This window comes from Bradyrhizobium sp. 930_D9_N1_4, from assembly GCF_052076015.1.
GTDB lineage: Bacteria > Pseudomonadota > Alphaproteobacteria > Rhizobiales > Xanthobacteraceae > Bradyrhizobium.
In genome coordinates this window covers 2183074-2209037 of record NZ_CP197236.1, presented here as the reverse complement: position 1 = coordinate 2209037, position 25964 = coordinate 2183074, and the positions used below count along the sequence as shown (strand labels likewise).

Annotated in this window: 24 protein-coding genes; 13 read left to right on the top strand and 11 right to left on the bottom strand. The window is 63.8% G+C overall.

Features of this window, described 5'->3' with window-relative positions; all coding sequences use genetic code 11:
- The first annotated feature begins 34 nt into the window (after positions 1-34).
- On the top strand, positions 35-949 hold the full coding sequence (locus AB7532_RS10290) for a ribokinase (RefSeq protein ID WP_441234679.1): 915 nt from the start codon (positions 35-37) through the stop codon (positions 947-949).
- Here the strand turns inward: AB7532_RS10290 and AB7532_RS10285 are convergent, their stop codons facing one another.
- Positions 950-2170 (bottom strand): NAD(P)/FAD-dependent oxidoreductase, encoded by a 1221-nt coding sequence (locus AB7532_RS10285; RefSeq protein WP_441234678.1) that lies wholly within the window; start codon positions 2168-2170, stop codon positions 950-952.
- Positions 2171-2419: 249 nt separating this feature from the next.
- Between AB7532_RS10285 and AB7532_RS10280 the strand changes: the two genes are divergently transcribed.
- Complete coding sequence (locus AB7532_RS10280) at positions 2420-3214, top strand: enoyl-CoA hydratase/isomerase family protein (protein ID WP_441234677.1); 795 nt, start codon at positions 2420-2422, stop codon at positions 3212-3214.
- On the top strand, positions 3211-3792 hold the full coding sequence (locus AB7532_RS10275; RefSeq protein WP_441234676.1) for a histidine phosphatase family protein: 582 nt from the start codon (positions 3211-3213) through the stop codon (positions 3790-3792). The genes AB7532_RS10280 and AB7532_RS10275 overlap by 4 nt, the downstream gene beginning before the upstream one ends.
- Here AB7532_RS10275 and AB7532_RS10270 read toward each other — a convergent pair.
- The 4 genes from AB7532_RS10270 to AB7532_RS10255 form a co-directional block, all read right to left on the bottom strand.
- On the bottom strand, positions 3785-5125 hold the full coding sequence (locus AB7532_RS10270) for a TRAP transporter large permease (RefSeq protein ID WP_441234675.1): 1341 nt from the start codon (positions 5123-5125) through the stop codon (positions 3785-3787). The genes AB7532_RS10275 and AB7532_RS10270 overlap by 8 nt on opposite strands.
- Positions 5122-5697 (bottom strand): TRAP transporter small permease, encoded by a 576-nt coding sequence (locus AB7532_RS10265; protein ID WP_441234674.1) that lies wholly within the window; start codon positions 5695-5697, stop codon positions 5122-5124. Before AB7532_RS10265 ends, AB7532_RS10270 begins: the two co-directional genes overlap by 4 nt.
- Before the next feature lie 195 nt (positions 5698-5892).
- Positions 5893-6900 carry a TRAP transporter substrate-binding protein gene (locus AB7532_RS10260; RefSeq protein ID WP_441234673.1) on the bottom strand — a complete coding sequence of 336 codons (1008 nt, stop codon included), beginning with the start codon at positions 6898-6900 and terminating at the stop codon, positions 5893-5895.
- 60 nt (positions 6901-6960) lie between these two features.
- A complete protein-coding gene (locus AB7532_RS10255) occupies positions 6961-8679 on the bottom strand; it encodes an IlvD/Edd family dehydratase (protein WP_441239234.1) in 1719 nt (572 codons plus the stop codon).
- Positions 8680-8853: 174 nt separating this feature from the next.
- On the opposite strand from AB7532_RS10255, the gene AB7532_RS10250 reads away from it, so the two are divergent.
- From AB7532_RS10250 to AB7532_RS10240, 3 genes are all read left to right on the top strand, one after another.
- On the top strand, positions 8854-9555 hold the full coding sequence (locus AB7532_RS10250; RefSeq protein ID WP_441234672.1) for a GntR family transcriptional regulator: 702 nt from the start codon (positions 8854-8856) through the stop codon (positions 9553-9555).
- A gap of 103 nt (positions 9556-9658) precedes the next feature.
- Entirely contained in the window at positions 9659-10075 is a 417-nt protein-coding gene (locus AB7532_RS10245; protein ID WP_441234671.1) for a DUF1236 domain-containing protein, read from the top strand.
- Between the two features lie 189 nt (positions 10076-10264).
- A complete protein-coding gene (locus tag AB7532_RS10240) occupies positions 10265-10948 on the top strand; it encodes a nitroreductase (protein ID WP_441239233.1) in 684 nt (227 codons plus the stop codon).
- Positions 10949-11070: 122 nt separating this feature from the next.
- Here AB7532_RS10240 and AB7532_RS10235 read toward each other — a convergent pair whose 3' ends face one another.
- Together AB7532_RS10235 and AB7532_RS10230 are read right to left on the bottom strand one after the other, a co-directional pair.
- The gene (locus AB7532_RS10235) at positions 11071-11457 is read right to left on the bottom strand and encodes a hypothetical protein (RefSeq protein WP_441234670.1); all 387 of its coding nucleotides are present in this window, start codon (positions 11455-11457) and stop codon (positions 11071-11073) included.
- Positions 11458-11480: 23 nt separating this feature from the next.
- Positions 11481-11744 (bottom strand): GlsB/YeaQ/YmgE family stress response membrane protein, encoded by a 264-nt coding sequence (locus AB7532_RS10230; protein WP_441234669.1) that lies wholly within the window; start codon positions 11742-11744, stop codon positions 11481-11483.
- A gap of 187 nt (positions 11745-11931) precedes the next feature.
- Here AB7532_RS10230 and AB7532_RS10225 point away from each other — a divergent pair, with 187 nt between their 5' ends.
- A complete protein-coding gene (locus AB7532_RS10225) occupies positions 11932-12837 on the top strand; it encodes a transglutaminase family protein (protein WP_441234668.1) in 906 nt (301 codons plus the stop codon).
- A gap of 33 nt (positions 12838-12870) precedes the next feature.
- The gene (locus AB7532_RS10220; protein WP_441239232.1) at positions 12871-13701 is read left to right on the top strand and encodes a potassium channel family protein; all 831 of its coding nucleotides are present in this window, start codon (positions 12871-12873) and stop codon (positions 13699-13701) included.
- 178 nt (positions 13702-13879) lie between these two features.
- On the opposite strand, the gene AB7532_RS10215 is transcribed toward AB7532_RS10220, so the two are convergent.
- Positions 13880-14704, bottom strand: a complete 825-nt coding sequence (locus AB7532_RS10215) for an NAD-dependent epimerase/dehydratase family protein (protein WP_441234667.1) — start codon at positions 14702-14704, stop codon at positions 13880-13882.
- A gap of 89 nt (positions 14705-14793) precedes the next feature.
- Between AB7532_RS10215 and AB7532_RS10210 the strand changes: the two genes are divergently transcribed.
- Positions 14794-15771 (top strand): SMP-30/gluconolactonase/LRE family protein, encoded by a 978-nt coding sequence (locus AB7532_RS10210; RefSeq protein ID WP_441234666.1) that lies wholly within the window; start codon positions 14794-14796, stop codon positions 15769-15771.
- 202 nt (positions 15772-15973) lie between these two features.
- Here AB7532_RS10210 and AB7532_RS10205 read toward each other — a convergent pair whose 3' ends face one another.
- Positions 15974-17404, bottom strand: coding sequence for an aldehyde dehydrogenase family protein (locus AB7532_RS10205; RefSeq protein ID WP_441234665.1), 1431 nt, complete (start codon positions 17402-17404; stop codon positions 15974-15976).
- A gap of 289 nt (positions 17405-17693) precedes the next feature.
- Between AB7532_RS10205 and AB7532_RS10200 the strand changes: the two genes are divergently transcribed.
- The gene (locus AB7532_RS10200; protein WP_441234664.1) at positions 17694-19715 is read left to right on the top strand and encodes an FG-GAP-like repeat-containing protein; all 2022 of its coding nucleotides are present in this window, start codon (positions 17694-17696) and stop codon (positions 19713-19715) included.
- A gap of 9 nt (positions 19716-19724) precedes the next feature.
- Here the strand turns inward: AB7532_RS10200 and AB7532_RS10195 are convergent, their stop codons facing one another.
- On the bottom strand, positions 19725-22088 hold the full coding sequence (locus tag AB7532_RS10195; protein WP_441234663.1) for a transketolase: 2364 nt from the start codon (positions 22086-22088) through the stop codon (positions 19725-19727).
- Between the two features lie 135 nt (positions 22089-22223).
- On the opposite strand from AB7532_RS10195, the gene AB7532_RS10190 reads away from it, so the two are divergent.
- From AB7532_RS10190 to AB7532_RS10180, 3 genes are all read left to right on the top strand, one after another.
- Positions 22224-22685, top strand: a complete 462-nt coding sequence (locus AB7532_RS10190; protein ID WP_441234662.1) for an Lrp/AsnC family transcriptional regulator — start codon at positions 22224-22226, stop codon at positions 22683-22685.
- 77 nt (positions 22686-22762) lie between these two features.
- A complete protein-coding gene (gene ppk2, locus AB7532_RS10185; protein ID WP_441234661.1) occupies positions 22763-23683 on the top strand; it encodes a polyphosphate kinase 2 in 921 nt (306 codons plus the stop codon).
- Between the two features lie 175 nt (positions 23684-23858).
- Positions 23859-24812 (top strand): IS481 family transposase, encoded by a 954-nt coding sequence (locus tag AB7532_RS10180; protein WP_441232939.1) that lies wholly within the window; start codon positions 23859-23861, stop codon positions 24810-24812.
- Positions 24813-24828: 16 nt separating this feature from the next.
- On the opposite strand, the gene AB7532_RS10175 is transcribed toward AB7532_RS10180, so the two are convergent.
- Positions 24829-25908, bottom strand: coding sequence for a zinc-binding dehydrogenase (locus tag AB7532_RS10175; RefSeq protein WP_441234660.1), 1080 nt, complete (start codon positions 25906-25908; stop codon positions 24829-24831).
- Between the last annotated feature and the right edge of the window lie 56 nt (positions 25909-25964).

Sequence of the window (25964 nt, the reverse complement as noted above, 5' to 3'; positions counted from 1 at the left end):
ACACTTTTCCGGATCATGCTCTAGAGGATTTATCATGGGGCGCGTCTTCATCGCCGGCAGCATCAACATGGATGTGGTGGCGACCGCCGATCGCCACCCGAAGGTCGGCGAGACCGTCGCGGGAAAGCAGGTGCTGTATTTCCCGGGCGGCAAGGGCGCGAACCAGGCGGTCGCGTCGTCGAGGCTCGGCGTGAAGACCACGCTGATCGGACGGCTGGGCAAGGATTCGTTCGGGGCCGAGCTGCGAACGTTCCTCGGCGCTCAGGGCATCGATCTCGGTTCGGTCCGCGATGCCGACACCCATAGCGGCACCGCGATCATCACGGTGGCTGAGTCAGACAATACCATCGTCGTCATTCCCGGCAGCAATGCGCTGGTCAGCGCGGACGACGTCGCGGACGTTCCGCTCGCCAAGGGCGACGTTGCCGTCAGCCAGTTCGAGATCCCGCTGCCGACGATTGCCGCGTTCTTCGCGCGCGCGCGCAGCGCTGGCGCGACCACGGTGCTCAACCCGGCGCCGGCGCAAGAGATGTCGGGCGAGCTGCTCGCGCTCGTCGACATCCTCGTGCTGAACGAGACCGAGCTTGGTTTTCTCGCCGGCAGCGAGCTCTCCGACAGCGACGAGGCCGCAAAGATCATCGACGTCGCGCGACAACTTCAGGCGCGCGCGGATCAGACCATCTGCGTCACGCTCGGCAAGCGCGGCGTGCTGGCGCTCGCGGCCAGCGAGGAATTTGCGGTGCCGGGGCGCGCCGTGAAGGCAGTCGACACGACCGGCGCCGGCGATTGCTTCGTCGGCGCACTCGCCTCGCAACTGGCCGACGGTGTCGCGTTGCGCGCAGCCCTCGCCTTCGCCAACGCCGCCGCCTCGATCAGCGTGCAGCGGATGGGCGCCGGACCGTCGATGCCGACGGCGGCGGAAGTGGCAGCCGTGGTCAAGGCCGGCTGATCACGCCAGCGCGCTCTTCAGATCGAAGCTCTCATCGGCGGCTTGCTCCGGCGTGATCGCGCGGTCCATGCCGAACAGGCGGCGGCCGAACATGTGGTCGCCGGCCCGGTTGACCGATTCGATGCCAAGCAGCTCGTCGCCCTTGTAGCAAAACACCGAGAACGCTTTTTTCGCGGGGTCGCCGCGCAGCACGACACGGTCGTAGCCGGTGGTGAGCCCCGCCATCTGGAGCTTGTCGTCGCCCTGGTCGCTCCAGAACCAGGGATGGCCGTCATAGGCCTTGCTGTCGCCGGTCAGCCGCGCGGCGAGGCAGCGGGCGTGATCGGTAGCGTTCTGCACGGACTCCAGCCGCAGCGATCCGCCGAAGCGCGGACTTGCGAACAGCGCGCAATCGCCGATCGCTGAAATGTTCGGGTCAGCCGTCGCAAGATATTCGTCGACGATGATGCCGGCGGCGACCGGCAATCCCGCCTCCGCGGCGAGCTCGATGTTCGGCAGCACGCCGACGCCGACCACGACGAGGTCGGCGGGCAAATGCCGGCCGTCGCTGAGACTGACGCCGGTGACCTTGCCCCGCTCCGCCTCGATGCTGGTGGCCTGCACACCCAGATGAATGCGGATTCCGGCCTCGCGATGCCGCGCCTGGAAATATTCGGAGACTTCGGCCGTCACCGCGCGCGCCATCACGCGCGGGGCGAGTTCGAGCACGTCGACCTCGAGGCCCTTGATGCGCGCGGTGGCCGCGAATTCGAGGCCGATGAAGCCGGCGCCGATCACCACGACGCGCGTCTTCGACGGCATGATCTGACGCAGCGCCTCGCTGTCGTCGAGGATGCGCAAATATTTCACGTCGGGCAGATTGGCATTGGGCAGATCGAGCAGCCGGTTGCGCGCGCCCGTCGCCAGCACAAGGTGGCCGTAAGGCAGCGTCTCGCCCGCAGCGAGCAGGACTGCACGCTTGGCGCGGTCGATCGAGACCACGCGGCCCGCGATCAGCTCGATGGTCTGGTCGTGGTAAAATTTCTCCGGCCGGAACATCAGGCTCTCCGGCCCGGCCGAGCCCTTGATATAGGCCTTGGACAGCGGCGGCCGCTGATAGGGCAGGTGCGCCTCGTCGTTGATCAGACAGATGCGATCGGCAAAACCCGCCTGCCGCAGGGATGCCGCGACCTGGTAGCCGGCGTGGCCGGCGCCGACAATGATCACCGGACCGTCCGTCATTGGACAGCCCATTTCCGCAAGACACGAGCGTCACCCATGTCGTCTCCTCTCGCTGAATCTGGCTTGGCTTTGCTTGCCTTGGGAGGAGCCGGCGCTCGTGTCCGTCCCTCAACCAAGGCGACGCCATTTGAGCCTATCGTTCCGTCTTGCGCAAGAGCGGCCTGCGGGGCACTGGCGGCCGGGGATTGTCTCGCCCCGCCTTCTGCGATTTAGTTGCAGCAACCACCTCTCATGCCGGGGATATTCCAGATGCCAGCTCCCGTCTCAAAGCCCGATGATCCCGCGCTGCTGCGGATCGACGGCCCGATCGCAACCATCACGCTCAACCGCCCCGCCGCGTTCAACTCGATCAACCTCGCGATCGCGCAGAAGCTCGAACAGCTCGCGGCCTACATCGAAGCCGATGACGCCATCAAGGTCGTGGTGCTCGAAGGCGAAGGCCGCGCATTCTCGGCCGGCGGCGATCTGCAGACGATCGGCGCCGCCGCCGAAGCCAACACGGTCACGCCGGTCGTCGGCGAATTGCTGAAGCACTATCACGCCTTCATCGAGATGGTCAGGCGCATGCCGAAAATCTCGCTGTCCAGCGTGCACGGCTCGGCCGCCGGCGCCGGCATGGGCCTCGCCTTCGTCACCGATCTCTGCATCGCCGCTGACGACGCCAAGTTCACGCCGGCCTATGCCAAGATCGGGGTGTCGCCGGACGGCGGCTCGACGGTCGGCATCGTCGGCACGGTCGGCTCCCGCCGCGCGCTCCAGATCTTTCTGGCCGAGGACAATTTTACCGCGCAGCAGGCCTATGAATGGGGCTTGGTTGCGAAGACCGTTCCCGCCGCCGAGCTGAAGGCAGCCACGCGACAACTCGCCGAGCGGCTGGCGCAGAACCCGTCGGCGGCGATATCAGGCACCAAGTCACTGGTCTACCAGGCCGTCACCACGCCCGTAAAACAGCAGCTCGATGCCGAGGAGCACAAGATCATCATGGCGATGAACACGGAGGAGTTTCGCACAGCCGTGAAGAAATTCACGAGCAAGGGCAAGTGAGCGCCTTGACGCCGTCGCGCTCGTTCTGCGGCCTCCGCCATGGCGCAACTGACTGGAACCGGCAGGGACTTTTTCAGGGACGGACCGACAACCCGCTGAACGAAGACGGCCTGCGGCAAGCGCACGAGGCCGCGGTCGTGTTGCGCGGTGCCGGCATCAGCCGCATCGTCGCAAGCCCGCTGGTGCGCGCGGCGCGAACGGCCGCGATTATCGCCGACGCGATCTCGGTGCCGCTCACGATCGACGACGGCATCGTCGAGTTCGATTTCGGCAGCTTCGAGGGGCTTCCCGTCCGCGACCTCATGGTCAAGCACGGCGTCAATTCCGCAACTGGCCTGGTCTCGATCCTGCCCGCCGACGGCGAGAGCTGGGAGGCCATGACCGAACGGTCGCTGGCCTGCGTCTCAGGCTGGCTCGAGCGCCATCCTGCCGACCATTTCCTGTTCGTCTGCCATGACGCCGTGATGCAGGGCATGGCCAACGCGCTAACCGGCAGCTACTTCAAGAACAGCCACGGCACACCGTTTCGCTATGTCCGCGACGCAGCGCAATGGCGCGTCGAGCAATTCGTTATTTAGGACAGATGTAACCCGTCCCCGCAGGCGACTTGAAGCAGCCCACCGATTCCGGCAGAACCTTCTGCGGCAGCCACAACACCACGCTCGGGAAATAGATCGCGAATGCGATCGTCCCCAGGAACACCAGATAGATCGGCAATGCGGCGCGTAAGGCTTTTGCGAAACTGACACCGACGAATTTCGACGCCATCAGCAACACCAGCCCGTAAGGCGGCGTGATCAGGCCGAAGGCGAGCGTTGCGATCAGCACCACGCCCATATGCACGGCATTGATGTCGCCCGCCTCCGTCAGCGTGTTGACCAGCGGCATGAAGATGATGATGGTCGGCACCGGCTCGATGAAGTCGCCGACCACGGTGAAGAGCAGCACCATCAGCAGCATGATCAGATGCGGATCATTACCCGCCATCGAGGTGATGACGTCGGCGATGTAGCTCGCGCCGCGCAGATAAGCGAGCATCCAGCCAAAGGCGTTGGCCGCGCCGATGGTGACCAGCGGCAGCGAGAAGATCAGGCCGGCAATGCAGAAATCGTAGGGGATATTCTTGATGTGTCCGCGGTTCAGCGCGGGGATCACGACCAGCACGATCCAGACCACGGCGACGACCCCCGCTTCCGTCGGCGTGAACCAGCCGGTCAGAATGCCGCCGAGCAGGATCACCGGGATCATCATCGGCAGCGCCGCATCGCCGGCGGCAAACACCACCTGCCGCAACGGCGCGCGCGGCTTGCGCAGGCCGGAGGGGCCGAAGAAGTAGCAATAGATCATCAGGCCGAAGCCGATCATCAGGCCCGGCACCACGCCCGCCATGAACAGACCCGCGATCGAGACGTTGCCGACCGCGCCGTAGACCACCGCCGTGATGCTCGGTGGCACCAGCGCCGCAATGGTCGAGGCGGACGCGATAATGGCGGCAATGAACGCGGGCTCATACCCCTCCCGCTTCATCGGGCCGCCGAGCGCGCGGCTCATCACCGCGACATCGGCCGTGGTCGAGCCCGACATTTCCGAGAAGAACATGCTGAAGACGACGACGACCTGCGACAGCCCGCCCCTGATGTGTCCGACCAGCGACACCGAAAGATTGGCTATTCGCACCACCACATTCGCCGAACTCATGAGCTCGCCGACCAGCAGGAAGAACGGGATCGCCAGCAGCGCTTCGGAGTCCACGCCGTCAAAGATCTTCTGGATGATCGCGGCCAGCGAGACGTCCGACAGCAGCGCGCCGATGAAGACGCCGGCCATCAGCGAGAACGGCACCGGCACGCCGAGATAGCCGAACGACAGGAAGAAGATCGTCATCAATGCCAGGACAATGGGTGCGCTCACGGCTGCGCCCTCATCTGTGCGTCGGTGATGACGGGCGCCCCATCCTCCTCGGGCGGTTCTGGATGGTCGAAACCATTGCGCAGGCCGTTGACGAGCTGCTCGATGGTGAACAGGCCGATCAGCACGCCAGAGAGCGGGATGATCGCATAGAGCGAAGCGATCGGCGTGCCCGACGGCAGGCGGAAACTGCCGAAGCCGCGCAGATAGTTCTGGTAGCCGTACCAGATCAGGCAGAACGCAACCCCGAGGACGACGACGCGGATGATGACTTCGACGATCAGCCGCGACGTCCCGTGCATCGCCTCGGAGATCGCGGTGAGATAGAGGTGGTCGTTACGCCGGGTCGCCGCCGCCGTTCCGACGAAGATCGCGTAGATGAACAGCGTCGAGGTGACCTCCTGGAGCCACAGCCAGGGATGGCCGATGGTGCGCGTGACGATGTCGGCGGTCACCGACAGCGAGAAGCCGAAGCACAGCACCCCGCACAGGATCATCAGCGCAATCTCGAGCCAGTCGAGCCCGCGCCATTTCAGGTGACGTTGCCGTTGCACCAGCAGTTTGTCGGCGATCATTTAGTCCCCCGTCGTCCCGCTCTGTAGCGGGGTGAACTCAAGTGGAACATGATTGCGAGTTGTCTTCACCTCTCCCGCTTGCGGGAGAGGTCGCGCCGCAGGCGCGGGTGAGGGCTCTCTCCTCTTGGGGAGTCTCTCCGGGGAGGCACCCTCTCCCCGACCCTCTCCCGCAAGCGGGAGAGGGAGCGCACCGCCTCAGTTCACCGACCGGATCAGATTCTTGATCTTCTCGGCATGCGGCCCGAGATCCTTGGCGAGCTTGTCGAGATAGGGATCGGCGATCGCCGTGAAGGTCTTCTTGTCGACGTCCGTGACGATCTTGACGCCCATCTTCTTCAGCTTCTCGGCCGCGCTGCGCTCGAGGTCGAAGGCCTTCGCCGGCTCCCTGGTGCTGATCTCGTTGGCTGCGGTCTGCACCCACCCCTTCTGCTCGGCCGAGAGGCTTTGCCAGAGCTTGTCGGAGATGAAGACCAGCGCGTTGTTGGCCTCGTGCTCGGTGATGTTGAGCACCGGCGCAACCTCGTAATGCTTGTTGACGAGGTAGACGTTGATGCTGTTCTCGGCGACGTCCATCACGCCGGTCTGCAAGCTCGTATAGACGCTCCCGAACGGCATGTGCACGGTCTGGGCGCCGTAGGCCGGGAACATGGTGTCCTCGGTCGCGGTTGCCTGGACGCGGATCTTCGCGCCCTTGATGTCGCCGACGTTGTGGATCTCTTTCTTGGAGTACATGTGGCGCACGCCCTGCGAGCCCGTCGCGATCACATGCAGGCCCTGCGTCGTCTCGTCGATCATGCTCTTGAGCGCTTCGAACACTTTGGGGTCGGCGAGCCCCTTGATCACGTGGTTCTCGTCGCGGAACAGGAAGTGCAGCGACATCACGCCGGCCTGCGGCGAGATGGTTGCGGTGTTGGCCGAGGAGATGATCGCGAATTCGATGTCACCGGCCTTCACGAGCTGGAGCAATTGCGGCTCCTGGCCGAGCTGCGCGCCCGGATACTGGTCGATCAGCATGGTGCCCTTGCTCAATTCCTTGAGCTTCTCGGCAAAGAGGTCGCCTGCGATGGAATAGCCGGTGTTGCGCGGCTGATCGTAGGCGAAGCGATAATGCTTCACCTCCTGCGCCCCGGCCCCGGTGACGAAAAGCATAGCGGCCGCAGCCGCCAAGCCATGCAAGAATCTTGGCATGGATCGCGCAATCATCGTTTCCCCCTGTTTTATCGCCCGCCGCTTGTGCGGTCTGGGCGTTCGATCGCTTAGTTGTCAGCCCGTTTCGGTCTTCTTCCCAGTCCTCTGCATAAAATCGAAGTCGCAGCCCTCGTCGGCCTGCATGATGGTCTCGTTGAACAGCCAGGCGTAGCCGCGCCGCGCTTCCTCGGGCGCCGGAGCCGGCTTCGATGCAGCGCGGCGCCGTTCGAGCTCGGCCGCATCGACCAGCAGCTCGATGCTGCGCCTGGCCACGTCGAGGCTGATCATGTCGCCGTTCTTCACCAGCGCCAGCGGTCCGCCGACGGCGGATTCCGGCGTGATATGGAGCACGATGGTGCCGAACGCGGTGCCGCTCATGCGCGCGTCGGAAATGCGCACCATGTCCTTGGTGCCGCCACGCGCAAGCTTCTTCGGGATCGGCAGATAGCCCGCCTCGGGCATGCCGGGAGCGCCCTTGGGGCCAGCATTGCGCAGCACCAGCACGTCGTCGGCCGTGACGTCGAGCTCGGGATCGTCCACCCGCAAGGTCATGTCCTCGACGGATTCGAACACCACCGCGCGCCCCGTATGCTTCAACAGCTTGGGGCTCGCAGCCGACTGCTTGATCACGGCACCGCGCGGCGCGAGATTACCGTGCAGGACGGCAAGGCCGCCTTCCTTCTTGATCGGATTGTCGCGCGGGCGGATCGCGTCCTGGCCGGGCACGTCCTCGGCATTGGCGACCACGTCGCGCAGCGTCTGGCCGCTGATGGTCCTGGCGTCGAGATCGACGAGGTCCCCGAGCTGCTTCAGCAATTTCGGCACGCCGCCGGCGTGGTGGAAATGCTCCATATAGTGCTCGCCGGACGGCTTGAGGTCGATCAGCACCGGCACTTCGCGGCCGATCTGGTCGAACACTCCGAGATCGAGGCGGTGGGGCGAGCGGTGCGCCATCGCGGTCAGATGGATCAGGCCGTTGGTGGATCCGCCGATCGCCTGAAGCACGACCTGCGCGTTCTTGAACGAGGCCGGCGTCAGAAACTCGCTCGGCTTCGGTCCCTTGGTCTTCGCCATTTCGGCGGCCACCTTGCCGCTGGCCTCGGCGAGACGGAATCGTTCGGCATGCGGCGCCGGAATCGTCGCGCTCATCGGCAGCGACAGCCCCATGGCTTCGATCATGCAGGCCATGGTCGAGGCCGTACCCATCACCATGCAGGTGCCGACCGATGGCGCGAGACGGCCGTTCACAGCCTCGATCTCGACGTCGTCGATCTCACCGGCGCGGTACTTGCCCCAGAGACGGCGGCAGTCGGTGCAGGCGCCGAGCACCTCGCCCTTGTGATGACCGACAACCATCGGCCCCACGGGAATGACCACGGTCGGCAGGTCGGCGCTGATCGCGGCCATCACCTGCGCCGGCAGGGTCTTGTCGCAGCCGCCGATCACGATCACCGAATCCATCGGCTGGGCCCGGATCATCTCCTCGGTGTCCATTGCCATCAGGTTGCGCAGATACATCGAGGTGGGATGCGCAAAGCTCTCGGCGATCGAGATGGTGGGGAACACGAACGGCATCGCGCCCGACAGCATCACGCCGCGCTTGGCGGCCTCGATGATCTGCGGGACGTTGCCGTGGCAGGGATTGTAGTCGCTATAGGTATTTGTGATGCCGACGATCGGGCGCTCCAGCGCGTCGTCGGAATAGCCCATGGCCTTGATGAACGCCTTGCGCAGGAACAGCGAGAAGCCGGCATCGCCATAGCTCGTCAGACCCTTGCGCAAACCACTCGTCATCATGCCACTCCTGAAGTCGCCATTGTGGTACAGGCTGCCCTCCGATTGTCAATAAGATTGGTCCATATTGTCGCGCTTTCCTGCCTGCGCGGTCGCCCATGCCCCAGATTATTGACAATCTGACCCTTCCCTGCTCCACAGAGGGGACCGGCGAGACGCCGGAAGGCTGAGGGTATGTCCGACACTCACACCGCAGAGGCAGTGCCAGTCCGGCGCGACGACCCGGACGACGTCGTCGCGCGGCTGGAGGAGGACATCATCTTCGGCCGCCTGCCACCGGGCGCCCGCCTCACCGAAGACGCGCTGATGTCGCGCTACGGCACCTCCCGGCATTTCGTGCGGCAGGCGCTGGTCGATGCCGAGCGCCGCGGCATCGTCCGCCGCGAGAAGAATGTCGGCGCCACCGTGCGGTTCTATTCGGCGGAGGAAGTCCGGCAGATCTATGAGGTCCGGGAGATGCTGACCCGGCAAGCCGCGCTGATGATCCCCCTGCCCGCGCCGCAAGGCCTGATCGACGAACTGACCGCGCTGCAAGCGCAGTATTGCGCGAAGGCCGACATCCGAGATTTGCGTGGCATCCACGAGGCCAACGACGCTTTCCACCTCGCGCTGTTTTCGGCCTGCGGCAATCCCTATCTGGTCGGCTCGCTCCAGGACTACATGAACCTGACGCTGCCGATGCGCGCGAAAAACCTCGCCGACCGCGATGGGCTGGCGCAATCGCGGCGTCAGCACGAGCTGATGATCGAGCTGCTGAGGGGCCGCGACAGCTGGGCGCTGGCGCAGCTGTGTGTGGATCACATGCAGTTCAGCAAGTCGGATTATCTGTCAAGGATTGCGGGGGACGACGCTGAACGCCAAGCTGCGCGCTCATAGATGTGAGATGTCGCTGCCAGTGGTGACGAATGTCGTAATGTCCTGGAACCTATGATCGGCTTGGTACTTGGTCTTGCACCAATCCCCCACCATAGGAGCTGCCATGATTCGCCGTTTTGTCGGAGCTGTTGCTGTTGCCGTCGCCGTCTTGCTTCCCGTAACGACCCAAGCGCAAGGCGTCCCCGGCGGAGTCGAACGCGGTGCGCGGGACGGTGAGCGAGCGGCAGGCCCAGTTGGAGCGGTTGTGGGTGGCGTCGTCGGTGGCGTCGTTGGCGGCGTCGCGGGAGTCCTTGGTGTCGATCAGCGTCCTCGCTTTCACTCCTACGTCGTCGAGCAGCGACGCCCCTCGTATCAGTATCGTGAGGATGTGAGAGTCGGGGCAGTTCTTCCGGAAGAGGGCGTGACCTATTACGAGGTACCGTCCGAGTATGGCGCCCGTGAGTATCGATACACAGTGGTCAACGGGCGTACGGTCCTGGTCGAACCGCGAACACGCCGGATCGTCGAGATCGTCGAATAACAACAAAGGGCCGTCTTTCGAGACGGCCCTTTCGTTTTGCCGCTGATGCGGCTTGCGTCACCATTGAACAGAACGCGTCGCCCCGCGATCGGGTCGGGTTTCAGCTCGGCCCGCTCTTCAAAATTCTATAGACATGATCAAAACCGTGAGGGAGAACGCGGCATCGTGCCAATTTCAGGATGCCGCACAATGGAATTTGATGATGTCATTCTCGGCCGGCGAAGCATTCGCGGTTACAAGCCCGAGCCTGTCGCGCCGGAGCTGATCAAGGAAATCCTGGCGTTGGCGATGCGCGCGCCATCGTCGATGAATACCCAGCCGTGGAATTTCTACGTCATCACCGGAGAGCCGCTGGATCGGATCCGTCAGGGCAATACCGAGCGCAATCTGGCGGGCGTGCCGCACTCGCGCGAATTTCGAACCGGCCAGGCCTTCGAGGGCGTGCATCGCGAGCGCCAGATCGGCGTTGCCAAGCAGTTGTTCAGCGCCATGGGAATTGCGCGGGACGACAAGCAGCAGCGGCAGGACTGGGTCCTGCGCGGCTTTCGCCAGTTCGATGCGCCTGTCTGCGTGATCATCACATACGATCGCGGCCTTGCCTCCAGTGACGATACGGCCTTCGACTGCGGCGCGGTGGCGACCACGCTGGTCAATGCGGCCTGGTCGCGCGGGCTTGGCGCCGTGATCAACAGCCAGGGGATCATGCAATCCCCCGTCGTGCGCGAGCATGCCGGAATCGCTGATGATCAGGTGATCATGAAGAGCATCGCGCTGGGCTGGCCGGATCACGATTTTCCCGCCAACGCCGTCATATCCGAGCGCAAGTCGGTCGATGAAGCGACGACGTTCGTTGGATTTGGGGGTGGGGCTTAGACGCAGGCAGTAGGATGGGTAGAGCGAAGCGAAACCCATCGTTCATGCCATGGACGAGATGATGGGTTTCGCTTCGCTCTACCCATCCTACGCGCCAGCGTGCGCGTGTGGGCCGGACTCATTCAATACCGTCGCAGCAGACCGCGATCCACACCGGCATCGCCATAGTCGGCGCAAGCCGCTTTCGGGTCTTTGATCAGATCCGCCCGGACCCGCCTGAATGTTTTGCCAGCGACCTCGGACACTTCAGGGCGGAATTTACCGGTGTCGTAGCTCTCGCCATTGCGTGCTTTGATGGCCGCCGAATAGGCATCGATCATGGCCATCGCGGCATCGGGGCTGCCGAGCAGCCGGGCACCGAGTTGAACACCGCCGGCCCCATCGACCTCGTAACCGTCGCATCGCTGCTCCAGCACCGCGGATGCGGTGACGAGCTGGTCGAGAAACGCCGCCTCGGCATCGCTCAGCGCTGCGGCTCGCGCCGGTCCTGACACGATCATCGCGAGCATCGCGACGGCTCGCAATTGGACTTTCAAGCGCGCTCCTGACGACCGACGACAAGCCCATACAGAAAGAGCAGAATGATCGCGCCGACCACGCTTCCGATGAAGCCGGCGCCCTCCCCGAACCGATACCATCCCACGGCCTGACCGAGCCAGGTCGCAACGAACGCACCGACGATGCCCAGGACCGTTGTCAGGATGAATCCCCTGGGCTCGGATTTGTCGCCGGGCATGACGAACTTCGCGACCAGTCCGACGATGAATCCGATGATGATCGTCCAGAGGATACCCATATCCATCGCTCCATTGGGCCTATTCGCGCATCGACGTCTGACGGAACGCGTGTCGCCTGAAGAGCCCGACGATCCCCGGACCGGCGTTGATCTAGATCAATGGGCAAACGCGGCCAGCCCGAAAGCTGGAGTCCATTGCTTGCGCGAGGAAAGCGCTCGAGTTCGGCAGCGCGAAGCGGATCGATGCATGGCGATCATCGGCGAGATCACCCACACCACGACCTACCGCTATGCCAAGCCGGTGAGGTTCGGCACGCACCGGGCCATGTTCCTGCCGCGCCGCGGTGCCTCCAACCGGCTGCTTCGCTGGTCCGCTTCCACCAGCCTGCCATCGAAGGTGCATTGGGTCACCGACTCCCGCTCCAATGCCGTCACGGTCATGGACTTCAACGAACCCGGCAGCGAGCTGACATTCACGTTCAAAGTTCGCGGCGTCTATTTCGGCATCAAGGGTCTGGAAGCGTTTCCGCTGGAGTCCCGGGCCGAACACGTCCCGGTGCAATATACGCCGGACGAGTGGACGGACCTTTCCGGTTACCTTCGTCCGCATGCCGACGACGCGGACGGCAGCCATGCGGCCTGGACCAAGAGCTTCGTTGCCGGCGATCAGGACCGGACCGCCGACGTGCTGCGCCGAATGCTCGGCCTGTTTCGCAGCGAGTTCAACTATCGCGGAAGAGACGCCGAAGGCACCCAGTCCCCCGGCGAAACGCTGCGCACCAAATCCGGCACCTGCCGGGACTTCGCCTGGCTGATGATCGAGACGTTGCGCCGGCTCGGCTTCGCCGCCCGCTTCGTCAGCGGCTATCTCTACGACGCATCGCTCGATGGCGGCGCCGTGGGCATGACCGGCTCCGGCGCGACCCACGCCTGGGTGCAGGTGTTCCTGCCCGGCGCCGGCTGGCTGGACTACGACCCCACCAACAGCCTGAGCGCCGGCTTCGACCTCATCCCGGTTGCCATTGCACGGCATCCGGGCCAGGCTGTGCCGCTGGCCGGCTCGTGGTTCGGCGATCCCGGCGACTATCTCGGCATGTCCATCAACGTCGCTGTCAACAAGATCGGCGAAATGCTAGATCCTTCGGAGGAATAGACTGCCGGGAAGGAAGAGCGGCGGCCGTTGACCATGATGGTTTATCGCAACAACGCAAAGGGACATCGGCTGTCTGGAACCATCGCCGGCCCGTTCGAGGTCCTGAAGGGCAGGATCCGGCAATTTTACGAAGGCGACACGTTCGGCTGCATCAAATTCCGATACGCCCTGCTCGTGCTCGATGTCGTCACGGTCCTGTTCATCATCGCGACGTCGTTCCTGCCGCGCAACAGGGCCGTCGAGACGCTCGATGTCGTGTTCGGTGTCTTGATCCTTGCGGATTTCTCCGCACGGATGATCATCAGCCGTAAGCCGCTGCGCGACCTTACGCGCCTGTCGACCTGGACCGACATCGTCGTCATCATCTCGTTCCTTGCGCCGCTCGCCGGAGAGGCCGGCGGCTTCCTGCGCGCGTTCCGAACGTTGCGACTGCTGCGCGACTATCAGATGGTGGCGCGCCTGCGCATCGACAGCTCCTTCTTCCGGCGGAACGAGGAGGTCGTCTTTGCCGTCGCGAATCTCGGCGTGTTCATTTTCGTGATGACCGGGATCGTCTACGAGACCCAGCACGCCCACAACCATCAGATCGCCAACTATGCCGATGCGCTCTACTTCACGGTCACCGCGCTGACGACGACCGGCTTCGGCGACATCACCTTGCCCGGCACCCTCGGGCGCCTGATCACCGTCGTCATCATGATTTTTGGCGTAACCCTGTTCCTCAATCTCGCCAAGTCCTTGCTCGCGCCCTCCAAGGTTCGCTTCCCCTGTCCGGTCTGCGCTCTGCAACGCCATGACGTCGATGCGGTCCATTGCAAGGCCTGCGGAACCGTCCTGAACATTCCGGATGAGGGGATGGGCTAGGCACCGGGAGGTGCATGCTGCCGGAGCGCGGCGCTCCCTCAATACGTTATTGCAAGCGCAGCGAAGCAATCCAGACTGCTTCCGCGGAAAGATTCCGGATTGCTTCGCTGCGCTCGCAATGACGGTGGTAAATTGCTGCGGGTTCAACTTTCATCGCCCCCGCAGCAACACGTCAGCGTTAGCGCTTATTCCAGTCGATGATGCGGCTCGCGTCGCCATCGAACTCGTTGCTGCAGAACGCGCCGCCCTGGAAGTGATCGCCGATCGGGTCCGGCTTCAGCTTGGCCTGCTCGGCCATTGCGTGCGCGACGTGATCCTCGGAGCGGCCGGTGGGGCGATAGCCGAATTCGTAGGCGCGGTGGTTGTCCCACCAGGCGCGCTCGTTCAGGGACACGCCGTAGAACACCTCGAAATGGATGTCGGGATGCTCGAGCCCGATCTGGCAGAGCTGCACCAAATCCTCCGGCTTCAGCCACATCGCAATGCGGCGATGATCGAGCGGCCGCTCGTCGCAATTGCCGATGCGGATGCAGGTGACCTTCAGCCCGTGCTTGTCGGCATAGAGGGAGCCTACCGCTTCGCCGAACACCTTGCTGACGCCGTAGCGTCCGTCGGGACGGACGGTGACGTCGGTGCCGATCTTGTGGTGGCGCGGATAGAAGCCGACCGTATGGTTCGAGGACGCGAACACCACGCGCTTGACGCCCTTGCGGTACGCGGCCTCGAACAGATTGTAGCCGCCGATGATGTTGGCCTGGAGGATGTCGTCCCAGGGACCCTCGACCGAATAGCCGCCGAAATGGATGATGCCGTCGACGCCCTCGCAGAGCGCCTCGCATTGCGCGAGGTCGGACAGGTCCGCCGCCTTGAAATGCTCGTTGGGGCCGAGATCGGCCGGCTTGCGAATGTCGGAGAGCAGCAGGTCCGGATAGATCGGCGGCAGCAGTTTCCGCAGGCGCGTTCCGATCCCGCCCGAAGCTCCCGTCATCAAGATGCGCGCCATGTCTTTCCTCGCCGTTGGTGACCCATTTGCCGTCACGTGTCTCTAATGATAGCAGCATTGTCCAGAGGGAACGAAACGAGAGAACCGACATGAATGATGCATCGTCCCACACCCAGGAACGGCCAGGCTGGCGGCCGGCGACCTATTATCCCGATCCAGCCATTCACGCGCTCGATCCCCGCTTCGAAAAATACTGGCTGAAACTATCGGCGGTGGAGCGGCTGACGACGGGCCTGCGCTGGGCCGAGGGGCCGGTGTGGGTCGGCGACGGGCGCTATCTGCTGTGCAGCGACATCCCGAACCAGCGCATCGTCAAATGGGAGGAAGAGACCGGCGCGGTTTCGGTCTTCCGCAAACCTTCGAATTTCGCCAATGGCAACACGCGTGACCAGCAGGGCCGGCTGGTCACCTGCGAGCATGGCGGGCGCCGCGTAACCCGCACCGAATATGACGGCAGCATCACCGTGCTGATGGACCAGTTCAACGGCAAGCGGCTGAACTCGCCGAACGACGTGGTGGTGAAGTCCGACGGCACGATCTGGTTCACCGATCCGACCTTCGGCCTGCTCGGCAATTACGAGGGCTACAAGGCCGAGCCGGAGATCGAGCCGAACGTCTACCGGCTCGATCCCGCGACCGGCAAGTCGACCATCGTCGCCGAGGGCGTGCTGGGGCCGAACGGGCTTTGCTTCTCGCCCGACGAGAAGATCCTCTATGTCGTGGAATCCCGCGGCGTGCCGAACCGCAAGATCCTCGCCTATGACGTATCAGTGGACGGCACCACGATTTCCAACAAGCGCGTCCACATCGATGCAGGCCCGGGAACGCCCGACGGCATGCGCTGCGACATCGACGGCAATCTCTGGTGCGGCTGGGGCATGGGCGATCCGGAGCTCGACGGCGTGGTCGTGTTCGCGCCCGACGGCGTCATGATCGGCCGCATCGCGCTACCCGAGCGCTGCGCCAATCTCTGCTTCGGCGGCGTCCAGCGCAACCGCCTGTTCATGGCGGCGAGCCAGTCGATCTACGCGCTGTATGTGAACACGCAGGGCGCGGTGGGGGGATAGGGTCTCCGCAGCGGACGGTCTCGTAGGGTGGGCAAAGCGAAGCGTGCCCACCATCTCTTACTTGTCGCGCAAAATCGTGGGCACGTCGCTTCGCTCCTTTGCCCACCCTACAGCACCTCGCATTGTCGCGACACGTTAGCCAAAACAAAAACGCCGGAGCGGTTTCCCGCTCCGGCGTCATGTTTGTTCTACGTGCTAGAACTTACGCCGCGTTGAAGCCTGCGACGGCCTTCACTTCAAGGAAGTCCTCGAGGCCGTACTTGCCCCACTCGCGGCCGTTGCCCGACTGCTTGTAGCCGCCGAACGGCGCGGTGCGGTCGTTGGGCACGCCCTGGAGGTTGACGTTGCCGGCGCGGATCTGACGGCCAACGCGCTTGGCGTCCTCGACCGAAGCGCCGGTGACGTAGCCGGCGAGGCCATAGGGCGTGTCGTTGGCAATCTGCACCGCGTCGGCTTCGTCCTTGGAGCCGATGATGGTGAGCACCGGTCCGAAGATCTCTTCACGGGCGATCGTCATGTCGGGCGTCACGTCGGCGAAGATGGTCGGGCGAACGTAGAAGCCCTTGTTGACACCTTCGGGCAGGCCCGGTCCGCCGGACACGAGCGTTGCACCCTCGTCGATGCCCTTCTTGATCAGACCCTGGATCTTGTCCCACTGGCCGCGGTTGACGACCGGACCGATGGTGGTGCCTTCCGCGCGCGGATCGCCCGCCTTGGTCTTGTCGGCGACGGCCTTCGCGATCGCGGCGACTTCCTTCATCTTCGACAGCGGCACGATCATGCGCGAGGGCGCGTTGCAGGACTGGCCGGAGTTATTGAACATGTGCATCACGCCGCCGGTCACCGCCTTCGTGAGGTCGGCGCCTTCGAGGATGACGTTCGGCGACTTGCCGCCGAGTTCCTGGCTGACGCGCTTCACGGTGGGAGCTGCGCGCTTCGCGACGTCGATGCCGGCGCGGGTCGAGCCGGTGAACGAGATCATGTCGATGTCGGGGTGCTCGCTCATGGCGGCGCCGACCTCGGGGCCGAGGCCGTTGACGAGGTTGAACACGCCCTTGGGCACGCCGGCTTCATGGAGGATTTCCGCGAAGATCAGCGCCGAGGTCGGGGTGAACTCCGATGGCTTCAGGATCATGGTGCAGCCGGCGGCGAGCGCGGGCGCGACCTTGCAGGCGATCTGGTTGAGCGGCCAGTTCCAGGGCGTGATCATGCCGACCACACCGATCGGCTCGCGCAGCACCATGGCGGTGCCGACCGGCTCCTCGAAATGATAGTTCTTGAGCACGTCGAGCGTGGTCATGAGATGGCCGAGGCCGGCGCCGGCCTGCAGCTTTTCGGCCATCGGGAGCGGCGCGCCCATTTCGTCGGAGACGGAAGCGCCGATCTCCTTGAGACGGCCCTTGTAGATCTCGATCACCTTGGTGAGCAGCGCGACGCGCTCGTCACGGCTGGTCTGGGAGAAAGTTGCAAAGGCGCGCTTGGCGGCGGCAACGGCCTTGTCCACGTCGGCCTTGGAGCCCAGCGCAATCTCGTACATCGCCTCTTCCGTCGCCGGATTCACAACGGCGGTGGACTTCTTGACGGCGGGATCGACCCAGGCGCCGTCGATGTAGAATTGCATGCGATTGACCATCGTTAACCTCTTCTTGGGGGGCATGGTGGGGCGTTTCGGCAGGCATCCTTGCACGAAAGCGGGTCCAATTGAACCCGCCATATGCGGGGCGCAGCACGACAGCGCATCCCGAATATAGGGGCTGGCCTGCGAGCGCGGCAAGGTAGACGTCGTCGCGCCCCGGGGCAACTGTCCGCCACGCGGAACGGCCCGACGCATAGCCGGCATTACCAAGAGTTCACGGCTGGGACTCGAACCGACGCGGATTTGCGAGCGACTGTCTGTCGAGACGACAGATCAGGAGTTGACAATGCCAGCCTTCAGCTTCCGCTCGATCGACGTCCCCGCCGCGGCCGGCACCTACACCTATATCGGTGTCTCGGTCGTCGATGCCGCCGGCGATATCGTCGGCTATTACGGCACCTCGGACGGCGACGGCGACTCGACCTTTCACGGCTTCACCGCAAACAGATCAGGCTCCGCGGTCACCTTCGACCCGCCCGGCTCCAGCAATACCAACGGCATGTACATCACGCCGGGCGGCGAAATCTACGGCGACTATGTCGATTATGCCAACAGGCAGCACGGCTTCATCGACGCCGCCGGCAATGTGACCAATTTCGACTTCATTCCGAACCAGTACACCATCCTTGCCGGTCTCGACGACGCCGGCAACATGTTCGGCGACTTCTCCGGCGGCTTTTCGGTCGAGGGCTTCGTCGATATCAACGGAACGTTTTCCGTCATCGACGTTGCCGGATCCCAGGCCACGTCCGTCGCCGGCATGAATGCCGCCGGCGAAATCGTCGGCACCTATTCCGACGCCAATTACATCCAGCACGCGTTTGTGATCGAGAACGGCGTCACCACGACCTTCGACGCACCTGGCGCCTATTCCACCAGCGTCGTCGGTGTAAGCGCCGGCGGCACGGTGGTCGGCAACTACCAGGACTATGCCAACCATCAGCACGGCTTCATCGAAGCCAACGGCACGACAACAGCCTTCGATGTTTCCGGCGCGACCGATACGACCATTGCCGCCATCAACGCATCCGGAGAAATCGTCGGCAACTACATCGATGGCACGAACCACCTTCACAGTTTCGTGGATATCGCCGGCGTCGTGACGACGGTCGACGTGGCCGGCTCCATCTATACCAACATCCTTGGTGTCACCGACAGCGGCGAGATCTTCGGCTACTACAACGATGCCGGCGGCCAGCACGGATTCGTCGGCACGCCGGCCGCATCTCCGCCTTCCCCCTCGTCGCCTCAATTGCAGGACTTCAACGGCGACGGCAAGTCGGACCTGCTGTTCCAGAACGACACCACTCACGGCGTCGCAGTCTGGGAAGTCAACGGCACGCAATTGCTGGCGAGCCCGCAAGTCGGCGTGGAGGCTGCGGGCTTTCACCTCGCGGGCACGGGCGATTTCAACGACGACGGCAAGACCGATCTTCTCAGCATCGACGACACCACCCACGACGTTACGATCTGGGAGATGAACGGCACGCAAGTAGCTCAAAACGCCACCATCGGCACCATCAACGCAGCCGGTGGCTGGGCATTCCAGGGCACCGGCGATTTCAATGGCGACGGCAAAACCGATCTGTTGTTTCTCAACGCCAGCACCGAAGGCGTCGCGGTCTGGCAGATCGACGGAACACAGGTTACGGCCGCGCCTCAGATCGGCACCATGGCGGCCGGCTTTCATTTTGCGACGACGGGGGATTTCAACGGCGACGGCAAGAGCGATTTGCTCGAGATCAACGACACCACGCACGACGCTGCGATCTGGGAAATGAACGGCACGGAGGTCGCTGACAATGCCACGATCGGCACCATCAACACCGCCGGTGGCTGGCACTTCCAGACCACCGGCGACTTCAACGGCGACGGCAAGACCGATCTGTTGTTCCTCAACGACAATACCCATGGCTTGGCCGTCTGGGAGATGGACGGCACGCAGATCACGGCCGGTCCGCAGATCGGCACCATCAATGCAGCGGGCGGTTGGCACTTCGCCGATACCGGCGACTTCAACGGCGATGGAAAATCAGACCTGCTGTTCCTGAACGACACGACTCACGGCGTGGCGATATGGCAGATGAACGGGACGCAGGTTACGGCCGCGCCGCAGATCGGCATCCTCGACCCAGGCTTTCATTATGTCGGCCAGGGCGACTTCAATGGCGACGGCAAGTCCGACCTGTTGTTCGCGAACGACACCACCCATGCGGTGTCGGTCTGGGAGCTGAACGGCACGCAAGTCACGACCGACGCCCAGATTGGCACGATCAACGCCGCAGCCGACTGGCATCTCGTGACCTGAGCTGGCGTGTCACACCGCCATCTTGCGATGGGCGATCGGTGCGCCCGCGGTGAGGCTTTCCGCCGCGTCGATTATGGCATTGGCATCGAGACCATAGTGCCGATAGAGATCGGCGATGGTGCCGGTCTGGCCGAACTGCTCGACGCCGAGCGCCTCGACGCGATGGCCGCGGACGCTGCCGAGCCAGCCGAGCGCGGAGGGATGGCCGTCGATCGCGGTCACGATGCCGCAGTCGCGCGACAACGGTGCCAGCAGCTTTTCGATATGGCTGAGATGCTGCACGCCGCGCCGGTCGCGCCGCAATTTTCGCGCCGCAGTCCAGCCCGAATGAAGGCGGTCGGCCGAGGTGATCGCGAGCAGGCCGACGTCGCGGCGGCTCTCGCCGATGAAGCCGGTCGCCTCGATCGCCTCGGGCGCCAGCGCGCCGGTATAGGCGATCACGACCTCGGCATTCGGGCCCGGCTTGCGCAGCCAATAGGCGCCATCGGTGATGCCCTGCACCAGTTCCGGTGTCATGATGCGCTGCGCCTGCTCGATGCTGCGCGTCGAGAGACGCAGATACACGGAACCGCCCTCGCCCGGATCACGCTGCATGTGCTCGAAACCGAAAGCCATGATCACCGCGAGTTCGTCGACGAACGCCGGCTCGAACGAGGCGAGCCCGTCCTGCGCCATGCCGATCAGCGGTGTCGCGATCGACTGATGCGCGCCGCCTTCAGGCGCGAGCGTGATGCCGGACGGCGTCGCCGCCACCATGAAGCGCGCATCCTGGTAGCAGGCATAGTTCAGCGCATCGAGGCCGCGCTCGATGAAGGGATCGTAGAGCGTGCCGACCGGCAGCAGCCGCTCACCGTTGATCTGGTGCGACAGGCCGAGCGCCGAGAGCATGATGAACAGGTTCATCTCGGCAATGCCGAGCTCGAGATGCTGGCCTTTTGGCGAAAAGTCCCAGTTGAAGGTGGACGGAATTTTCTCGCTGCGGAACAAATCCGCCTTCTCGGCGCGTGCGAACAGGCCGCGGCGGTTCACCCACGGACCGAGATTGGTCGAGACGGTGACGTCGGGCGATGTCGTGACGATGCGCCTGGCCAGTTCGCTGTCGCCGCGCGCGATCTCGTTCAGCACCAGGCCAAAGCCTTGCTGGGTCGACATCTGCGCCGACGGCTTGAAGGCGAGCTGCTGCGGCACCTCGATAACAGGTGCGGTCAGCCGGCGACCATTCTGGTTGAACGGCACGCGCGCGAGAAAGGCATCGAGCTCGGCAGCACCCTGCGTCAGCCCCTCGTACTTGTCCCATTCGTGCCCGGGACGGATATTCTGGCTCTCGCGATATTTCTCCATCTGCGCGACCGTCATCAGGCCGGCATGGTTGTCCTTGTGGCCCTGGAACGGCAGGCCGACGCCCTTGATGGTGTAGGCGATGAAGCAGACCGGGCGATCGTGATCGATGGACTCGAAGGCGTCCAGCATGCTCGCCATGTCGTGGCCGCCGAGGTTCGACATCAGCGCCAGCAGCTCCTCGTCGCTGCGCTTGTCGATCAGCTTCGTGATCGGCCCCTGGTCGCCGATCTCGTCATGCAGATATTTGCGGAACGCGCCGCCACCCTGGAAGCACAGCGCGGCGTAGAGCGCGTTCGGGCAATTGTCGATCCAGCGCTTCAGCGCCTCGCCGCCGGGCTCGGCAAACGCTTCGCGCATCAGGCGACCGTATTTCACGATGACGACGTCCCAGCCGAAATTGCGGAACATGGTCTCGAACTTTTCCCAGAGACCTTCGCGCACGACGGCATCGAGCGACTGGCGGTTGTAGTCCACCACCCACCAGGTGTTTCGCAGGCCGTGCTTCCAGCCCTCGGCAAGCGCTTCCCAGATATTGCCCTCGTCCATCTCGGCATCGCCGACCAGCGCGATCATCCGCCCTTCGCGGCGATCTTTCATCCAACCGTGCGCCTTGACGTAATCCTGCACCAGCGACGAGAACAGCGTCTGCGCGACGCCCAGGCCGACCGAACCGGTCGAGAAATCGACGTCGTCGACGTCCTTGGTGCGCGAGGGATAGGACTGTGCGCCCTTGAAGCCGCGGAAATTCTCCAGCTTCTCGCGGCTCTGCCGGCCAAACAGATACTGGATGGCGTGGAACACCGGGCTCGCATGCGGCTTCACCGCGACGCGATCCTCAGGTTTCAACACATGGAAGTACAGCGCCGACAGGATGGTCGCCAGCGAAGCGGACGAGGCCTGATGCCCCCCGACCTTGAGGCCGTCCGAGTTCGGACGCACGTGGTTGGCGTGGTGGATGGTCCACGACGAGAGCCACAGGGCCTTGCGGCTCAGGGCGGTCAACATGTCGAGACGGGCGGAATCGACGGGCATGGCAAATGCTCCCGGAAACAGGTCGCACGATGATACGCCTGCGGGCGAAGCCAAATTTCTCAATTTTTCGCGCCATACTTCCGAATATTGGGATAATTTACCAATGAAATGCCCAATATTATAGGTTCCATCCCAATGCCCGACCTCGATGCCATCGACCGCAAAATCCTCAGCTACCTCCAGAACGACAGCCGGCTGACCATGCAGGAGCTCGCCGACAAGGTCGGGCTCTCCGTCTCGCCCTGCCATCGCCGGGTCAAGCTGCTGGAGGAGCGCGGCGTCATCTCGCGTTACATCGCGACCGTGGACCAGAAGGCGCTGGGCCTGCTTGTCAGCGTGTTCATCTCGATCAAGCTGGCGCGGCAGAAGGAGGAGGATCTCAACCGCTTCGCCCGCGCAATCTCGAAATGGGACGAGGTGCTGGAGTGCTATCTGATGACCGGCAACCGCGACTATCTGCTGCGTGTCGTCGCCGCCGATCTCGCCTCCTACGAGACGTTCCTCAAGACCAAGCTGACCCGGCTCGACGGCATCGCCTCGATCGAGTCGAGCTTTGCGCTCAGCCAGGTGAAATACTCGATCGCGCTGCCGGTCTGACGGCGATCGTGTCACATGGATGAAACAAACGCCGGGGATGGTCATTTGACAATCGTCCCCACGTGAGAGCCCTAGCCATGACCGACGCCGACCGCACCTCCGAAACCGCCAAGCGCGAGCGCATCCTTCAGGAAATGGCCGACGATCTCGACGAAGAGCTGGAGATGGAGCTGGATGACGCCCGTCTCGACGAGCTGCTGGACGAAACCGGCACGCTGAACCCGGCGGTCGACCGCAGGCTCTACTTCCGGGAACTGCTACGGCTTCAGGGCGAGCTGGTCAAGCTCCAGGACTGGGTGCAGAGCGAGAAGAAGAAGGTCGTCGTACTCTTTGAGGGCCGCGACTCCGCCGGCAAGGGCGGCGTCATCAAGCGGATCACCCAGCGTCTCAATCCCCGCATTTGCCGTGTCGCGGCGCTCCCGGCGCCGAACGAGCGCGAGCGGACGCAGTGGTACTTCCAGCGCTATGTCGCGCATCTGCCGGCCGGCGGCGAAATGGTGCTGTTTGACCGCAGCTGGTACAACCGCGCCGGCGTCGAGCGCGTGATGGGCTTCTGCACCGACGAGCAGTACCAGGAGTTCTTCCAGTCGGTGCCGGAGTTCGAGCGGATGCTGATCCGATCCGGCACCATCCTCATCAAATACTGGTTCTCGATCACCGACGACGCGCAGCAGCTCCGCTTCACTATGCGCATCAAGGATCCCTTGAAGCAGTGGAAGCTGAGCCCGATGGACGTCGAGGCCCGCAGCCGCTGGGAGCAGTACACCAAGGCCAAGGAGACGATGCTGGAGCACACGCATCTGCCTGACAGTCCGTGGTGGATCGTCGATGCCGTGGACAAGAAGCGCGCCCGGCTCAACTGCATCGCGCATCTGCTCAGCCAGATGCCGTACCAGGAGGTCGCGCGCGTGCCGGTCGTGCTGCCGCCCCGCGTGCGAAATCCCGACTATCACCGCGGTCCGATCCCGCCGGAGATGTATGTGCCGTCGAAATATTGAAGGAGGTCTCGTAGGGTGGGTTAGCCGAAGGCGTAACCCACCGCTGTCAATATCCGCGGAGGCAGACGAGGTGGGTTACGCCTTCGGCTAACTTTGGTCTCTCAGGAGGTTGTCCATCTGGTCTGAACCGAGGAAGCTGAGGTTGCGAAGCTTCAGTATTCCAAGGAAAGACCAGATGAACGTCCACAAGAATGCGCCTTTGACGCCCAAAGGTCGAGAGGCGATGGTGCGCAGCGTCGTCGAGGGCGGGCTGAGCCCAGCCGACGCGGCCCACCAGTTCAACACGACAGCGAAGACCGTTGCCAAATGGGTCAAGCGGTTCCGCGCGGAGGGTGTCGAAGGGTTGCGGGATCGCTCCTCGAGGCCTCTTTCATCGCCAAGCCAAACCCCGCCAGCCACGCGCGCCGCCGTCGAGACGTTGCGCCGGCAGCGCCACACCGGCAAGCAGATCGCAGCCGAGGTTAAGGTGTCGCCGGCCACTGTCAGCCGCATCCTTCGTCACTTGGGATTAAGCCGGATACGCGATCTGGAGCCCGCCGAACCGGTGCGCAGGTACGAACGCGAGCAGCCCGGCGAACTCATCCATATCGACATCAAGAAGCTCGGCAGGTTCGTCAGACCAGGCCACCGCATCACACACGATCGCCAGATGGGCGAAAGCCGTGGCGCCGGCCACGAGTTCGTCCACGTTGCCATCGACGATGCATCGCGCCTGGCCTTCTCCCAGATCCGGCAAGATCAAAAAAAGGAGAGCGCCATCGCCTTCCTCAAGGAGGCCGTCACCTACTACCGCAGCCTCGGCATGAAGGTCACCGGCATCATGACCGACAACGGCTCCTGCTACCGCGCCAAGGCCTTTGCCAGAGCGTGCAGCAAGCTCGGCCTCAAGCACATCTTCACCAGGCCCTACAGACCGCAAACAAACGGCAAGGCCGAGCGCTTCATCCAGACAGTGCTCCGTGAGTGGGCTTATGCTCGGGCCTACGACACCTCAGATCAGCGCGCCAAAAACCTGCCAATCTGGCTTCATCACTACAACTGGCATCGCCCGCACGGCAGTCTGCAAGCCAAACCACCCATCAGCCGCCTCGGCCTACCGATGGACGACCTCCTGAGATTCCACAGCTAACCCACCCTACGCATCCCTACCGCCAAGGCTGCACGATGATCTTAGTGTGCGCCTCCGGATTGGCCAAGTCGGCAAACGCCTTCGCCACCCCGTCGATCCCCACCTCCGCCGTCACCATCGCAGCCGCATCCACCTGTCCTTCCGCGATCAGCCGCAGGGAGCCCGCGAATTCGTCCGGTGTGTAGCCGAGCACATACTGGACGTTGAGCTCCTTCATGATGCCGAGCATGGGCTCGTTTCTGTCGCTCTCCATGCAGACGCCGACCACTACGACCTTCGCATCGCGCGGGGCGCCCTCGAACACCTGCTGCAACAGGCCGGGCACGCCGACGCATTCGAAGATGATCGCGGGCTTGAGCGCCGGCAGCATGGCCTGGAACGGCGGGCGCGCGGCTTTCTCGGAGTCCGACATCTGCGCGTGCTCGGCCCAGGTCGCATAGGGCTGCGACACCCTGGGATCGACGACGATGTCTGCGCCGAGCTTGGCCGCGAGCGCGCGACGCGCCGGCGAATAGTCGGCAGCGACGATCGGGTGCAGGCCCTTGATCCTGAGTGCGGCAATCACCGCAAGCCCGACCGGGCCGCAGCCGATCACCAGCGGCACCTCACCGCCCCCGATATTGGCTTTTGCGACGGCATGAACGCCGACCGCGAGCGGCTCGGTCAGTGCGGCATGTTCCGGCGCAAGACCGTTGGGCACTTCCAGCAGCAGCGGCTCGCTCAAAATCATCTGCTCTGCATAGCCGCCGACGAAATCGTTGGAATAGCCGATCCCCTTGATGCCCTCCGGCGTCACCAGCGCGGGCAGCGAGCAGACATGCGTCCCCGGCTTGAATTTGCGTTCAGTGCCGGGGCCGTAATCGACGATCTCGCAGCAGAATTCGTGACCGAACACAACGTCGCGCGAAAGGTCCATTGGCGCGCGCCCGGTCTTCTTGGCCATCTCCACCATGCGAGGAGCGTGCTGACGCGCATGCAGATCGGAGCCGCAGATGCCGCAGGCGAGCGTCTTGACCAGCACCTGGCCGGGGCCGGGCTTCGGCTCCGCCATCCGGTCGACGACAATCTCTCCGTTCCTGAAAATCGCAGCGCGCATCCGGCTCCTCCCTGTTGTTGGAGCCGTTGATAGCACGAAGCGGGACGCTTGGACTT